At 58.3% G+C, this 14,261-nt stretch carries 12 protein-coding genes; 7 read left to right on the top strand and 5 right to left on the bottom strand.

What is annotated here, in order from left to right:
- Positions 1 to 9 precede the first annotated feature (9 nt).
- From OSH04_RS13195 to OSH04_RS13175, 5 genes are all read right to left on the bottom strand, one after another.
- Positions 10 to 1,074: an ABC transporter ATP-binding protein gene (locus OSH04_RS13195; protein ID WP_266108645.1), complete on the bottom strand. Its 1,065-nt coding sequence runs from the start codon at positions 1,072 to 1,074 to the stop codon at positions 10 to 12.
- Positions 1,064 to 1,876, bottom strand: coding sequence for an ABC transporter permease (locus tag OSH04_RS13190; RefSeq protein WP_266108644.1), 813 nt, complete (start codon positions 1,874 to 1,876; stop codon positions 1,064 to 1,066). The genes OSH04_RS13195 and OSH04_RS13190 overlap by 11 nt, the downstream gene beginning before the upstream one ends.
- Before the next feature lie 7 nt (positions 1,877 to 1,883).
- Complete coding sequence (locus tag OSH04_RS13185) at positions 1,884 to 2,690, bottom strand: ABC transporter permease (protein WP_266108643.1); 807 nt, start codon at positions 2,688 to 2,690, stop codon at positions 1,884 to 1,886.
- A 22-nt stretch (positions 2,691 to 2,712) separates the two neighbouring features.
- Positions 2,713 to 3,720, bottom strand: a complete 1,008-nt coding sequence (locus tag OSH04_RS13180) for an ABC transporter substrate-binding protein (protein ID WP_407066161.1) — start codon at positions 3,718 to 3,720, stop codon at positions 2,713 to 2,715.
- 104 nt (positions 3,721 to 3,824) lie between these two features.
- Positions 3,825 to 4,889, bottom strand: a complete 1,065-nt coding sequence (locus tag OSH04_RS13175) for a LacI family DNA-binding transcriptional regulator (protein ID WP_266108641.1) — start codon at positions 4,887 to 4,889, stop codon at positions 3,825 to 3,827.
- A 205-nt stretch (positions 4,890 to 5,094) separates the two neighbouring features.
- On the opposite strand from OSH04_RS13175, the gene OSH04_RS13170 reads away from it, so the two are divergent.
- The 7 genes from OSH04_RS13170 to OSH04_RS13140 all read left to right on the top strand — a co-directional run bounded on the left by OSH04_RS13170 (position 5,095) and on the right by OSH04_RS13140 (position 14,064).
- Positions 5,095 to 5,847, top strand: coding sequence for a type 1 glutamine amidotransferase (locus OSH04_RS13170; protein ID WP_266108640.1), 753 nt, complete (start codon positions 5,095 to 5,097; stop codon positions 5,845 to 5,847).
- A gap of 76 nt (positions 5,848 to 5,923) precedes the next feature.
- On the top strand, positions 5,924 to 6,019 hold the full coding sequence (gene kdpF, locus OSH04_RS13165) for a K(+)-transporting ATPase subunit F (RefSeq protein WP_022983188.1): 96 nt from the start codon (positions 5,924 to 5,926) through the stop codon (positions 6,017 to 6,019).
- Positions 6,020 to 6,155: 136 nt separating this feature from the next.
- Positions 6,156 to 7,859 (top strand): potassium-transporting ATPase subunit KdpA, encoded by a 1,704-nt coding sequence (gene kdpA / locus OSH04_RS13160; protein ID WP_060186013.1) that lies wholly within the window; start codon positions 6,156 to 6,158, stop codon positions 7,857 to 7,859.
- A gap of 12 nt (positions 7,860 to 7,871) precedes the next feature.
- On the top strand, positions 7,872 to 8,546 hold the full coding sequence (kdpC, locus tag OSH04_RS13155; RefSeq protein WP_266108639.1) for a potassium-transporting ATPase subunit KdpC: 675 nt from the start codon (positions 7,872 to 7,874) through the stop codon (positions 8,544 to 8,546).
- Between the two features lie 14 nt (positions 8,547 to 8,560).
- Positions 8,561 to 10,645, top strand: coding sequence for a potassium-transporting ATPase subunit KdpB (gene kdpB, locus OSH04_RS13150; protein WP_266108638.1), 2,085 nt, complete (start codon positions 8,561 to 8,563; stop codon positions 10,643 to 10,645).
- Positions 10,646 to 10,690: 45 nt separating this feature from the next.
- The gene (locus OSH04_RS13145; RefSeq protein WP_266108637.1) at positions 10,691 to 13,360 is read left to right on the top strand and encodes a sensor histidine kinase; all 2,670 of its coding nucleotides are present in this window, start codon (positions 10,691 to 10,693) and stop codon (positions 13,358 to 13,360) included.
- Positions 13,357 to 14,064 (top strand): response regulator, encoded by a 708-nt coding sequence (locus OSH04_RS13140; RefSeq protein ID WP_266108636.1) that lies wholly within the window; start codon positions 13,357 to 13,359, stop codon positions 14,062 to 14,064. The genes OSH04_RS13145 and OSH04_RS13140 overlap by 4 nt, the downstream gene beginning before the upstream one ends.
- Positions 14,065 to 14,261: the final 197 nt, after the last annotated feature.

Raw genomic sequence — 14,261 nt, 5'->3', positions numbered from 1 at the left:
CCGTTTGCGTTAAGAGAGTGGCACGGTACCGGGCATCAGCTTGCCGGGGTTGATGTGAATTCCCACTGTACTGCCAAGGACGGCTCCGTGATCACGGTCTACCTCGGCAATCAGAGGGGCTTGTCCGTCCACGTCCAGGGTCAGTTGCACCCGTCCGCCCATAAAACTGCGTTGTCGCACGTTGGCACGTGCCCAGCCGCTGGGTGTATCCATGCAAACGCTGATGTCCTCCGGGCGAACCAGCAACTCCTGCGCCCCGCGCAAGGTCTCGGGGCAAGTCAGGCTCAGGTCTGCCAGACGGATTTCGTTATTGAGCAGGCTTTGTTCGCTGCGTTGCAGGACGTTGACCCGCCCGAGGAAGGTAGCGACAAAAGGGTGGGCCGGATGGCGGTACAGGCTTTCGCCATCGCCAATCTGAATGATGCGGCCTTCGTGCATGACGGCCAGACGGTCGGCAATGGCAAACGCTTCCTGCTGATCGTGGGTCACATGAATGGCCGTGATACGCAGGCGTCGCAGCAGCTCGGCCAGCTCGTCGCGCAAGGAGACTTTCAGCTTGGCATCTAGGGCGGCCAGCGGCTCGTCCAGCAGCAGAACGCGGGGTTGATTGGCAATGGCACGTGCGATGGCAACTCGTTGTCGTTGCCCACCTGACAAGGCGGAGGGCTGGCGTTTTTCCAGACCGTTCAGGCGCATCAGATCGACCAGCTCACCCACCAGTTTTTGGCGTGCGGCCAGATCCATTCCCTTGATCTTCGGGCCATAGCCGATATTGGCTTCCACCGTCATGTTCGGGAACAGGGCGTAATGTTGAAACACCATGCCGACCTCACGTTTTTCAATCGGCAGATGGGTGACGTCCTGGTCGTCGAACAGAATGCGGCTGCCGGCATCGGGCATTTCCAGGCCGGCGATCAGTCGCAGCAAGGTGGTCTTGCCGCAGCCCGAGGGCCCCAGCAAAGCCATGACTTCACCGGGGGCGATGTCCAGGGTGCTGAGATGCAATCCCCGTGTGCCATCGGCATAGGTTTTGGCGCAGTGTTCGATACGCACCGGTATGTGTTTATTTTCCATAGTGTTTCTCCAGCAAGCGCGCCAAGGTCTGCAGCCCCCACAGCACGGGCAAGATGACGAGCATGAAAATCAGCGTATAGGCCGAGCCCACCTCGATACGCATGGACGCATAGCTATCGGCCAGCCCCACGGGCAAGGTGCGGGTCAGTGGCGTATGCAGCATCCAGGTCAGGTTGAACTCGCCTAGCGACAAGGTGAAGACCATCAGGCTGCCAGCCACAATCGCAGGCAGGATGGCCGGCAGCAGGACGCCGAAAAAGATTTGCGTAAAGCTGGCTCCCAGCGAGCGGGCCGCTTCTTCCAGATCGATCAGGCTGCGTTTTTGCAGAGCTGCCGTGGTCGTACGCACCATAAAGGGCAGTGTGAACACAATGTGGCCCACCAGAATGAACCAGAAGCTTTGACGAAAGCCTTGCAAGGAGCCATAGGCCAGCAGCAGGGCCAGGGCCGAGGCCATGCCGGGGACCGCCACTGGCAAGGTCAGCAGTTCTTCAAAGCTGCGCGCCAGACGGGAGCGGCTGCGTGCCAGGGCATAGGCACAGGGGACGCCCAGCACAATGACAGCCAGCACACAAAGCAGCGCCAGCTGCAGGGATAGCCAGACTGTGCTGCCGTAGTTGGCCCAGACTTGCTCCACCCATTTCAGGGTCAGGCCACTTTTCAGTCCGATACGATAATTGTTGACCAGCCCGGCCAGCACGGAAACCAGAATGGGGCCGAGCAGGAACAGCACGGTCAGTCCGGTGACAGCCAGAAGCAGGGGGGCAGGGCGATGGGGGGGTGAAGCCGTTTTCAGTTTCATGATGCCCTCAAATAACGACCGAGGGATCGCGGACCAGACGCCGGGCCAGCCACAAGGTAAACCATGTCAGCAGCCCCAGGGAAATGGACAAGCTGGCCGCCAGGGTGAAATTCGCATAGTTGGTAAATTCGTTATAGATCGTGATGGGCAACACTTCGTAGCGGCTGGACAGGGTGAACGCCGTACCGAAAGCGCCCATGGAGGTGGCAAAAACAATGGCACCGCAAGACAGGGACGTGGGAGCCAGTTCCGGTATCCAGACATCTCTGGCAATGTCCCAGCGTGTGGCTCCACAGGAGCGCGCGGCTTCCTCCAGATTGCGGTCTATGGATTCGGCGGCTGCGGTGTAAGTAGCAATGGCGCGGGGCAGGGAAAAGTACAGATAGGCCAGAAACAAACCCAGCAGGCCGTAGGCAAAGGTCACTCGCCCCAGCCCCAGATCCTGGCCGATCTGGGCCAGCAGCCCCTGCCGACCGCCCAGCAAGATAATGAAAAAGCCCACGATGACGCCAGGAAAGGACAGGGGCAGCGTCATCAGGGAGAGCAGCAGGCGCTTGGCCGGCACGCGATAGCGAGCCATCACGATACCGACCATGGCACCCAGCACCAAGGTGGCCAGGGTCACGGTGGCGGACAGGAGCAGCGTTTGCAGCAAGGCCTGCAAGTACCGTCCTGATGTCAGCACGACCCAGTAGGTGTGCATGCCTTCTTGTGCGGGCAGGGCCAGAAGCTGTACCGCAGGCAAGAGCCAGAAGGCGGCAAAGAAAGCGACGGCAGGGGCCGAGCACAAGGGCAGCAGGTATTTGCGTTGCATACGCTAACTCCACATGGACCGCTTAGCGGACCTCTGCCAGATAACGCTCGGCAAAGGGTTTCTGACCCTGTGCCATGCGCTCATAGTCAATGGCCTTGGCACGCGCGTATTCGCTGTCGGGCAGGAAGCGCGACTGGGCTTCCTTGCTGATGGCGCTGCTGCGAACCGGGCGCAGGAAAGCATTGGCCCAGATGGACTGCCCTTGCTCGGACAGCACAAAATCCAGCACCTTGCGTCCCTGTTCGGTGTGTGGAGCCTTGTTGACCAGGGACATCACATACGGCACCACAATCGTGCCTTCCTGGGGAATCACGAAAGCGACGTCCTCGCCGTCCTTGTACTGAGCGCGGTAGGCGCTGAAGTCATAGTCCAGCAAGATGGGGATTTCGCCGGAAATCAGGCGGGCATAGGCGGTTTGCTTGGGAACGATGGGATTGTTCTTTTGCAGGGCCTTGAACCAGTTGATGGCGGGATCAAAGTTGTCCATATTGCCGCCCAGGGCTTCGTTGATGGCAACGGCCCCTACATAACCCACAAAGGCGGAAGAGGGGTCCAGATACCCGACCAGGCCTTTGTACTCGGGCTTGAGCAGGTCGTTCCAGGAGGCAGGAACAGGCACATTGCCCAAGGCCGACTTGTTTACCATGATGCCCATGGTGCCGGAGTGGATTGCAAACCAATGGCCTTGCGGGTCTTTCAGCCCTTCGGGAATCTGTTCCCAGCCCTGGGGTTTGTAGGCCTGGGTCACGCCTTCTTTCTGGGCCTGAATGGCAAAGGTGATGCCCAGATAGGTCACATCGGCGACCGGATTGGCGGACTCGGCAACCAGCTGGGCCAGGGACTGGCCGGAGTTCTTGTTGTCGGGCGGGACGGTAATGCCGGTGTGCGCCTTGATGGCCTCGATCTGGCTGGCCCAGTCGGCCCATTCGGGTGGACAGTTGTAGCAAATGGCCGTCTGCGCAGCAGCCGCGCTTCCCACTGTTATCAGGGCCAGAGGCAGTGCAAGGCGGCAAGCCAATGTGCTCAGCATATGTTTCATGGTTGATCACTCCAGTCAGTAAGTGGTGTCAGGCAAAAGTCGGGATTGGCTTGAACGCAGGGGGGCGGGAGCGGGTCCCGCAGAGGAAAGGGGCTTCATCCTGGATGCGTCCGTGGTGAACAAGGGGCAGGGGCGCAGGACTCGCCCGGGTTGAAGGTGTAGGGCAGCAGAACCGAGGCCTGCGCGGGAACCGTTTTTTGCTGGGCTACCGCCTCCAGCAGCAGGCCGATGCACTGGCGACCAATTTCTTCATTGGGTTGTGCGATGGTGGCCGGGCGTGGAAACAGTTCAGCGCCCAGGGCGATGCCGTCAAAGCCGATCACGCTGATATCGTTGGGAACCTGCAGGCCAATCTGCTGTGCCGTGCGCAGACAGCGAATGGCAATCAGATCGTTGGAGCCAATCATGGCTGTGGGGCGTTCCGGTTGGCGCAAGAGTCGGGCGACGCTGGCAAGATGCACGTCCTCAGAAGACGGTGCTTGCTCTTGCTCTCCTTGATCCATGAAAGGCACTTCCAGCAGTGGCATGGGCACCAGGCCAGCCTTGTCCATTCCTTTCAGATAGCCACGGCTGCGTTGCTGGGCGCGATCAGACACGTGCAGATGACCGCTTACCATGGCAATGCGGCGATGCCCTTGCCTTGCCAAGTGGCCGATCAATTCAATCATGGCCTGCTCGCCGTTGACGGTGACGCAAGGATGCTCGGGATGCAGGTTGTACGCCAGGACGTAGGGACAGCGTGTCTTGTTCAGCCGACCTAAAGCAGGAGAGTGAGCCGGGTTGGAGACCACCAGCACAATGCCTTCCACATTACTGGCCAGGAGCAAGGCCACTGCCTGGGATTCACGTTCCAGGTGGTAGTCGGTAAAGAAGGGCAGGATGGCATAGCCGCCGCGGGCTGCGGTATCGGCGATGCCCTTCAGGCACTCGGCAAAGACGGGGTTGAGCAAGGTCGGCAAGACCACGCCGATGACTCGGCTGCGCTGGCTGCGCAGACTGCGTGCCGAGGCATTGGGCTCATAAGCCAGTGCGTCGATCGCGGCTTGCACGCGCAGGCGGGTTTTCTCACCCACCTTTTCCGGCTCATTGAGCACGCGCGAGACCGTAGCAACCGATACCTGTGCTGCTCTGGCGACATCCAGTATTCCTATGTTGGCCATGACACCCAGCCGTCAAAATGAAAACGATTACATTTGAGCAAAGGCATATGTCAGGCAAATGACGGTCCTGGGTTTTTGTGTGCAGCAGGAACCCCCTTGATGCCACTTATACGAGCCTGATCGCAAACAGATCCTGGTCTTGATACGGCCAGTTCTACAGTGAGTTCTCCTGAACAACAGGCCTGCGCGGTCAGGCTTTCATCTCATGAAACCCATTCTTGTTTTGCAGCACGAGGTCACGCAAGGGCCGGGGGTGCTGCTGGATCATCTGGAGAGCTACGGTCTTCCCTATCACTTGTGCATGTCGCCGCTGGATGGCCGGGCGCCCGTGTCGGCTCGTGATTACAGCGGGGTGGTGGTGCTGGGCAGTGATCGCAGTGTCAATGATCTTTTGCCCTGGATAGAGCAGGAGCATGCCTTGTTGCAGGATGCGGTTCAGCGTCATGTTCCGGTTTTGGGGCATTGCTTCGGGGCACAACTGCTGGCGCGTTCCCTGGGGGCCCGCGTGCAGCGCAATCCGTATCCGAACATAGGCTGGGGCCAGGTCTGGAGCAGTCCCTACGCCCGGCGTGTCATGGGCCTGCCCAGGCGTGCCATGCTGTTCAACTGGCATTACGACACCTTCCAGATTCCCTCGGGGGCCAGCCGGACTTTATACGGCCCACATTGCCTGAATAAAGGTTTTTGCCTGGGCCCGCATTGGGCCTTTCAAGGCCACCTGGAAGTGACTGCCGACAGCATCCGTCAGTGGTGTGATCACGGCCGCTGCGAGTTGGAGCAGGTATACGGTCCGGCGGCCCAGGATGCGGAACATATCTTGTTGGGCCTGGATCAGCATCTGAGCACTTTGCACCTTATTGCCAGACAGACTTATCAACGCTGGACAGATCAGTTGCTGGAGCGTGCCGGTGTCGCCCTGGCCCAAATCCATATGCCGTCTTTATACGCGGGCCAGTAAACACTGCTCTGAATTTATGCCGCCACTCCTAGACTTTCTCTGTCTGCTGCAAGTCAGCATTGATCAGGAGTTCGGGATGAGTGCGTCCTTTTTTACGGTTCTGGCAGGAGGGATTTCTCTGGGGCTGTTTATCTATTTGTTCTATGCCTTGCTCAAGGCCGAAAAATTCTAAGTTCAGGCCAGCAAGTGTTTATTGTGGGAACAGGTGTGCATATGAGTGATTTTCTATTTTTAGCGGTGCTGTTCGCGTTCTTTGCGATGGCGACCGGATTTGTTCTTGGTCTCGAGAAGCTGTAAGAGGAGCTGTCATGCTGGACGATCTGATGCAGTTTCTAGTTATTCTGGCCGTCTCTACGGTCTTGTTAGTGGTGGTGGGTAAATGGATTGCCCATTTTTTCAGTAGCCCCAATCACAGCCTGATCGAACGTGGCACGTATCGGCTGCTGGGCGTGAATCCTGAAGAGAAAATGTCCTGGAAGCGATATGGTCTGGCGCTCTTGTTGAGCAATGCCGCCATGTTGCTTCTGGGATATATTCTTTTGCGGGTGCAGGGCTGGATTCCCGGCGACAGCCTGCAGCGCGCCGCGCAAACGCCTGACCTGGCCTTCAATACCGCTGTGTCTTTTACGACCAATACCAATTGGCAGGCGTACTCGGGTGAATCCAGTCTGTCCAATTTTTCCCAAATGGCGGCCATCACCTTTCTGATGATGATCAGTGCCACAACGGGTCTGGCAGCGGCAGGAGGTTTCATCCGTGGCTTAAGCCGTAAAAGCTCGGCGGATATTGGCAACTACTGGGTGGATTTCACCCGCTCCTTGTATCGCTTGCTCTTGCCGTGCAGCTTCCTGCTGGCCTTGCTGTATATCTGGCAGGGGATGCCACAGACACTGAGCTCGGATGTCGTGGTCAATACGCTGGAAGGTCTCAAGCAGCAGATAATTCTGGGGCCAGTAGCCAGCCTTGAAAGCATCAAGCATGTGGGGACTAATGGGGGCGGCTTCTTTGGTATGAACGCGGCTCATCCATTTGAAAACCCTACGCCGCTGACCAATACCGTGCATATGCTCAGCATGTTGCTGGTGCCCTCGGCCCTGACTTACGCCTTTGGCTCCATGCTGGCTCGTCGTCGCCAGGGTTGGGCTTTCTTTGCGGCCTTCCTGGTGATGTTCATCGGTTTTCTGTCCCTGATTTATAGCGCCGAACAGGCAGGCAATCCTTTGCTGACTTCCCTGGGGGTGGACCAAACACAAAGCAGCACGATGGGCGGTGGCAATCTGGAAGGCAAGGAACTGCGCTTCGGTGTGGCGCAAAGCAGCTTGTTTGCCACCGTGACCACGGCTGCGACTACCGGCTCGGTCGATGCCATGCACTCTTCGCTGACGCCTTTGGGTGGCCTGGTGCCGATTGCCCAAATGATGCTGAACAACGTGTTTGGCGGGATAGGCGTGGGCTTTATCAGCCTGGTCAGCTACGCCATTCTGACGGTGTTTCTGGTGGGCATGATGATAGGGCGCAGCCCGGAGTTCTTGGGCAAGAAGATCGAGGCGCGGGAGATGAAGTACGTGATGCTGGCCATGCTGGCGCATGCCTTCAGCATTCTGGGCTTTACGGCCTTGGCCAGCGTGCTGCCATCCACCATGGACAGTCTGTCCAATATGGGGCCGCATGGTTTCAGCGAAGTTCTGTACGCCTATACCTCGGGTACGGCTAATAACGGTTCCGCCTTTGCAGGTTTCAACGCGAACACACCTTTCTTCAATACAACGATAGGGCTGGCCATGTTGGTGGGGCGGTATCTGACCCTGCTGCCCCTGCTGGCTCTGGCCGGTGTGCTGGCTGCCAAGAAAGCGGTTCCTGCCGGACCAGGCACCTTGTCGACGGCCACCCCCTTGTTCACCGGCCTGTTGATTTTCGTGGTGCTGGTGGTGGGCGGGCTGACTTTCCTGCCTGCACTGGCGCTGGGCCCGATTGTGGAGCACCTGTTGATGCTCGATGGCATTACTTTTTGAGGATTGACTGTCATGTCTACCCATCAATTTATGGTTTCGACACCGGCGGCACCGACGATGAAAAGCTTCTTGCGTCCCGTGCTGCTGTCCGCCTTGTTTTTTATGCTGTTGACGGGCATTGCCTACCCGTTGGCCACGACCTTTATCGGCACCGCCCTGTTCCCGGAGCAGGCAAAGGGCAGCCTGATTCTGCGTGACGGCCAGCTCGTGGGTTCACGCCAGATTGGTCAGTATTTCAGTCAGCCCGAGTATTTCCATGGGCGTCCCAGCGCGACGTTGGGAGCCGATCCGGCTGACCCTTCCAAAAGCATTGCGCAGCCCTATAACGCGGCGGCCAGTGGTGCCAGCAATCAGGGGGTATTAAGCAAAAGTTTGCTGGAGGCTGTGGCAGAACGCAGCAGGGCATATCGCCTGATGAACGGTTTGGCAGAGGATGCTCCCGTGCCTGTAGATGCTGTCACAGCGTCGGCATCGGGTTTGGACCCGCATATTTCGGTGGCCAACGCCCGTTTGCAGGCCGCTCGTATCGCCAAAGTGCGCGGTATGCCGCTGGCTCAGGTCCAGGTCCTGATTGATCGCTATACCAGTGCTCGTCAATTAGGGGTGCTGGGCGAGCCACGCGTGCAGGTCTTGGAGCTTAATCTGGCGCTGGACATGGCCAAGCGTGCCCAGCCCGCAGTGCGTTAGGAGCAGGTGTCATTATGTCTATTACTGATCTGAAAGCCCCGCAAGAAGCCGAGCGTTCGACGGCATTTCAGGCCGTGCCCTGGGGCACGGTGTGCAAGGAAGCCTTCAAGAAATTGTCGCCTCGGGTGCAGTTCAAGAACCCGGTGATGTGTGTGGTGTATCTGGGCAGTATCGTCACCAGCTTGCTGGGCGTGCAGGCCTTGATGGGGCAGGGTGAGGCCCCCGCTGGTTTTATCTGGTCTATTGCAGCCTGGCTGTGGTTTACAGTCCTGTTTGCCAATGCGGCCGAAGCCGTGGCAGAAGGCCGGGGTAAAGCGCAGGCTGATGCGCTGCGTTCTACGCGCAAGCGGGTCATGGCCAAGGTTCTGAAAGGCCCCGCCCGTGATAGCCGCGCCTGGCCTGTCCCCAGCGACGAACTGCTGCCCGGTGCCTATGTGCTGGTTGAAGCGGGCCAGATTATTCCGGCTGATGGCGAAGTGCTGCAGGGGGCAGCGTCGGTAGACGAGTCCGCCATTACGGGTGAATCGGCGCCGGTTATCCGGGAGTCGGGGGGCGACTTTTGTTCTGTGACGGGGGGAACCCGCGTTCTGTCTGACTGGATCGTGATGCGGGTCACCGCCAAACCGGGTGAGGCTTTTCTGGATCGCATGATTGCGATGGTGGAGGGCGCCAAGCGCGGCAAGACGCCAAACGAGATTGCCTTGAATATCTTGCTGGTTGCCCTGACGCTGATCTTTTTGCTGGTGTGCGTGACCTTGCTGCCTTTCTCCAGCTTTGCAACGGTGCTGACCGGCCAAGGTTCGCCCGTTACGATTACCGCCTTGATTGCTCTGTTGGTGTGTCTGATTCCGACTACCATCGGTGCCTTGCTGTCGGCGGTAGGTGTCGCCGGGATGAGCCGCATGATGAAAGCCAATGTGCTGGCCAGCTCGGGCCGCGCTATCGAGGCGGCGGGAGACGTGGATGTTCTGCTGCTGGACAAGACAGGCACCATTACGCTGGGTAATCGGGAGGCCTCGGCCTTTTTGCCTGCGCCGCAGGTATCGGAACAGGCCTTGGCAGACGCAGCCCAATTGGCATCGTTGGCGGACGAGACCCCCGAAGGACGCTCCATTGTGGTGCTGGCCAAGCAGCTTTTCACTTTGCGTGGTCGTGAATTGCAAGGTGCGCAGACCATTGCCTTTAGCGCCCATACACGCATGAGCGGCATTGATATCGAGGGTCGTCAGATTCGAAAAGGGGCGGCAAATACCATGCGCTCCCATATCGAGTCCCTGGGCGGCGTGTTTCCTCGCGAACTGGACACCTTGGTCAATGAGGTCGCTCGCCGGGGCAGCACACCGCTGGTCGTCACTGAAGGTAATAAGGTGCTGGGTGTGGTGGAGCTCAAGGATATCGTTAAAGGCGGTATCAAGGAGCGCTTTGCCGAGTTGCGCGCCATGGGCATCAAGACTGTCATGATTACCGGGGACAACAAGCTGACCGCCGCTGCCATTGCGGCCGAAGCCGGGGTGGATGATTATCTCGCCGAGGCCACGCCCGAGGACAAGCTGCAATTGATTCGGCGCTATCAGGATGAAGGTCGCCTGGTTGCCATGACTGGCGACGGCACGAATGATGCGCCTGCTCTGGCGCAGGCCGATGTGGCCGTGGCCATGAACAGCGGCACCCAGGCGGCTAAAGAGGCCGGCAATATGGTGGATCTGGACAGTAACCCCACCAAGCTCCTGCGTGTGGTGGAAGTGGGCAAGCAGATGATCATGACGCGCGGAGCCTTGACCACCTTCAGCATTGCCAATGATCTGGCCAAGTACTTTGCGATTATTCCTGCGGCTTTTGTGGTCACGTATCCTGCTTTGGGTGCCTTAAATGTGATGCAGCTGCATAGTCCGGCTAGCGCCATCCTGTCGGCAGTCATTTTCAACGCCTTGATCATCATCGCCTTGATTCCCTTGGCCTTGCGGGGTGTGAAGTATCGGGCCGAACCGGCCAGCCGTTTGCTGAAACGCAACTTGCTGATTTACGGCTTGGGAGGGCTGATCGCCCCTTTCATAGGCATCAAGCTGATTGATTTGCTGCTGACGCCGTTTTTTGGATAAGAGCGTAAGATCAATAGCAATTTTCTGGATGGAGTGCGCAGATTCATGTCACTTGAGGATAGGCCGGACCCGGATGAGCTGCTGCAGGTGATTGGCGAAGATCCGCACCAGCCTCGTCGCGGGCAGCTCAAGATTTTCTTCGGCGCTTGTGCGGGCGTAGGGAAAACCTACGCCATGCTCAAGGAGGCGCATCAACGCCAGTCCGAGGGCGTGTCCGTGGCTATCGGGATTGTGGAAACCCATGGCCGCCAGGAAACCCAGGCTCTGATTGACGGTTTGCCCGTGCTGCCCCGCAAGGAGTATCAACGTCAGGGGCGGGTGGTGACGGAGTTTGATCTGGATGCCGCCTTGGCCTCGGGTTATCAACTGCTGCTGGTGGACGAGCTGGCGCACTCCAATATTGAAGGCAGTCGACACGCCAAGCGCTGGCAGGATGTGGAGGAGTTGCTGGATGCGGGCATTGATGTGTATACCGCGCTCAATGTGCAACATCTGGATAGTCTGAATGAGGTGGTGGGCGGCATTGTCGGGGTACGGGTCCGGGAGACGGTGCCAGACCGGATTTTCGATCGAGCGGCCGATGTTTTGCTGGTGGATCTGCCGCCGGATGATCTCTTGTCTCGTCTGAGTGCGGGCAAGGTGTATCTGGCCGACTCGGTGGCCCACGCGCGTCAGAACTTCTTTCGTCGCGGCAATCTGATTGCTCTGCGTGAGTTGGCTTTGCGCCGGGTGGCGGATCGGGTCAATGCGGACGTGCATGTGTATCGGATCTCCCATGCGATCCGGACAGTTTGGCCGACACGTGAGTTACTGATGGTATGCGTCAGTGCCGATAGCGCCCAGGAAGCTCTGATTCGGGAGGGGGCGCGCTTGGCCCAGCAATTGCAGACGCCCTGGATTGTGCTGCATGTGGATACGCCGCAGGAAAGCGGGCAGATCAAGGCGCAGGAAGCACTGGTGCGCTTGGCGGCCAGTGCTCAGCATGCCGGAGCCGAGTTTGCCAATATTGCCGGGCAGGATGTGGCGCACACGATTTTGGCCTATGCCCGTCAGCGCAATGCGACCAAGCTGATTTTGGGAAACTCGTCAGTGCGATCTATCTGGCCCTGGCGCACTCGCCTGTCCGAGCGCTTGGCGCGCAGCAACCCTGAAATTGGTTTGCTGCTGCTGCGTATGGATACGGTACAGCGGCCCATACGGCCCCTGGAGCTGGAACAACCCATGGCACAAGGCAAGGCCTTGTCGATTGCGTCCATTATTTGCGTTGTGACCACCTTGCTGGCCGAGAAGCTCTTGCCCTTTTTCGAGCTCTCCAACGTGATTATGCTGTTCCTGATCACTGTGGTCTTTATTGCCCTGCGTTTGGGACGACTGGCGGGGGTATGGGCTTCTTTGCTGTCAGTGGCGTTTTTCGACTTCTTTTTTGTCGAGCCGCGTTATTCCTTTTCGGTAACGGATACCCAATATGTCTTTACCTTCGGTGTCATGCTAGGAGTGGCGCTGATTATTGGCCAACTGGCTGCCAAGCTGCAGGCCGAAGCCAGGGCTGCCCGTGATGGTGAACGCCGTGCTGCGGCATTGACTCGTGTCAGCCGGGACTTGGCCGGAGCCTTGGCCCTGGAACAAGTCCTGGCGGTCTGCCGCGATACGCTGGAACCTTTGTTCGAGATGCAGGTGGTACTGGTGGTGCCGGATCAGCAAAACCAGTTGGTAGCGACTCGTCATACAGGCTTTATAGAGCTATCGGTGGCGCAGTGGGTGTTTGATCATATGGAAGCCGCCGGTAATGGCACTGAAACCCTGAGCGGTGCCAGTGCCCTGTATCTGCCCTTGAAAGGCCCCATGGCCCCGCGTGGGGTCTTGGTGGTGCAGTCCGGCGGAGCCGCTTCCTTGAGGACACCGGATGGACGGCGCTTGCTGGATGCTTGTTGCTTTACCTTGGCCCAGGCTCTGGAGCGAATTCATTATGTGGAAATCGCTCAGGATACGGTGCTGCGCATGGAGGGGGAGAAAATGCGCAATACCTTGCTATCCGCTGTCTCGCACGATTTACGCACGCCCTTGACTGTGATTCGAGGCCTGGCAGAAACGCTGGAGCAGCCCAAAGGCTTGAGTGAAACCGAGCGCACGGATATTGCCCGATCGATCCGCATTGAATCGGACGAATTGCGCCGCCAGGTATCCAACCTGCTGGATCTGGCGCGTATGCAAAGCGAAGGGGTGAAGTTGCATAAGGAATGGCATGCCCTGGGCGAGATTGTGGGGATTGCCGTTGCCCGTTGCTCAGCGGCTTTGCAGCCTCGCAAGGTGGTGACCGAGTTTGCGGCCGACCTGCCTTTGATCGAGGTGGATGGTGTTTTGCTGGAGCGAGTGGTGACGAATCTGCTGGATAATGCCGCCAAATATACGCCCGTCACCAGTACGATTTCCCTGCGCGGCCTGTGTTCTGGTCAGTCCATGTATTTAATGATCAGTGATGACGGGCCAGGCCTGCCGCCCGGTGATCCCGAGCGCTTGTTCGATACGTTTACCCGGGGGCAGAAAGAGTCCTCTGTGGCAGGTGTGGGCTTGGGTCTGGGCCTGTGCCGCACGATTATTGCCGCACATGGTGGTACGATCAGCGCCAAGCCGCGTATGCCCCATGGCGTGATCTTCGAGATTCGCCTGCCCTGGAAAGCGGCCCACCGTATGGATGGTGATGAGCTACTGACATGAACAAAGCCCAGATACTGATCGTGGAGGACGAATCCAATATTCGTCGTTTCGTGCGAATTGCCTTGGAGCAGGAAGGCATGTCCGTGATTGAGGCCAGCACGCTGGCGCAGGCGCGCATGGATGCGGCAACCCGTCGCCCTGATTTGATGATTGTGGATTTGGGCCTGCCCGATGGGGATGGCAAGGACTTGATTCGTGATCTGCGCAGCTGGGTGTATTCGCCCATTCTGGTGCTGTCGGCGCGTGAGCGAGAGGAAGAAAAAGTAGCAGCCTTGAATGCCGGGGCGGACGATTATCTGGTCAAGCCCTTTGGCGTACCGGAGCTGCTGGCCCGGATCCGGGCCTTGTTACGGCGCTCTCAGCTGGTTCCGAATGTTCAGGCGGCGTCTTCGCGGGTTCGCTTTGGGAACGTGCAGGTGGATCTGGCTTCCCATGAGGTCACGCGGGACGGGGAGGCGGTGCATTTGACACCGATCGAGTTTCGCTTGCTGACGGCCTTGATTCGGGGGCATGGCAAGGTGCTGACGCACCAACATTTGCTGCATCAAACCTGGGGAGCGGCGTATTCCGATCGGCCTCATTACCTGCGGGTGTACATGATGCAGCTGCGCCAAAAGCTGGAAGAGGATGCGGCACAACCCAAATATCTGCTGACGGAGTTGCAGGTTGGCTATCGTTTGGCGGGTTTGGAAATCCAGGAATAAAGCGAATCTGGTGTTGATGTGGGCGGTGTTGCTTGAGATCGCTTATCGCATTGCCTGACGCTTTGAGTACTTGAGTTGGGCGGTTAAAGGATCAGCAGTACGCCAGTTTGGAACGTATATTCAAAGGGATTATGTGAATCACATTTGGATAGGCATGTGAAGCGATCCGGTATTAAAAAGGGGATACGACGTATCCC

This window comes from Alcaligenes nematophilus (genome assembly GCF_026344155.1).
GTDB classification, from domain to species: Bacteria; Pseudomonadota; Gammaproteobacteria; order Burkholderiales; family Burkholderiaceae_B; genus Alcaligenes; species Alcaligenes phenolicus.
The sequence above is the reverse complement of the archived record's forward strand: the minus strand, read 5'-3'. Positions and strand labels throughout refer to the sequence as shown.

What these genes read in the sequence shown, in the direction of transcription:
- OSH04_RS13140 (WP_266108636.1), top strand. Translation starts at nt 13,357, where the DNA reads ATGAACAAAGCCCAGATACTGATCGTGGAGGACGAATCCAATATTCGT.
- OSH04_RS13180 (WP_407066161.1), bottom strand. Translation starts at nt 3,720, where the DNA reads ATGCTGAGCACATTGGCTTGCCGCCTTGCACTGCCTCTGGCCCTGATA.
- kdpA (WP_060186013.1), top strand. Translation starts at nt 6,156, where the DNA reads ATGCTGGACGATCTGATGCAGTTTCTAGTTATTCTGGCCGTCTCTACG.
- OSH04_RS13190 (WP_266108644.1), bottom strand. Translation starts at nt 1,876, where the DNA reads ATGAAACTGAAAACGGCTTCACCCCCCCATCGCCCTGCCCCCCTGCTT.
- OSH04_RS13145 (WP_266108637.1), top strand. Translation starts at nt 10,691, where the DNA reads ATGTCACTTGAGGATAGGCCGGACCCGGATGAGCTGCTGCAGGTGATT.
- OSH04_RS13175 (WP_266108641.1), bottom strand. Translation starts at nt 4,889, where the DNA reads ATGGCCAACATAGGAATACTGGATGTCGCCAGAGCAGCACAGGTATCG.
- OSH04_RS13170 (WP_266108640.1), top strand. Translation starts at nt 5,095, where the DNA reads ATGAAACCCATTCTTGTTTTGCAGCACGAGGTCACGCAAGGGCCGGGG.
- OSH04_RS13195 (WP_266108645.1), bottom strand. Translation starts at nt 1,074, where the DNA reads ATGGAAAATAAACACATACCGGTGCGTATCGAACACTGCGCCAAAACC.
- OSH04_RS13185 (WP_266108643.1), bottom strand. Translation starts at nt 2,690, where the DNA reads ATGCAACGCAAATACCTGCTGCCCTTGTGCTCGGCCCCTGCCGTCGCT.
- kdpB (WP_266108638.1), top strand. Translation starts at nt 8,561, where the DNA reads ATGTCTATTACTGATCTGAAAGCCCCGCAAGAAGCCGAGCGTTCGACG.
- kdpF (WP_022983188.1), top strand. Translation starts at nt 5,924, where the DNA reads ATGAGTGCGTCCTTTTTTACGGTTCTGGCAGGAGGGATTTCTCTGGGG.
- kdpC (WP_266108639.1), top strand. Translation starts at nt 7,872, where the DNA reads ATGTCTACCCATCAATTTATGGTTTCGACACCGGCGGCACCGACGATG.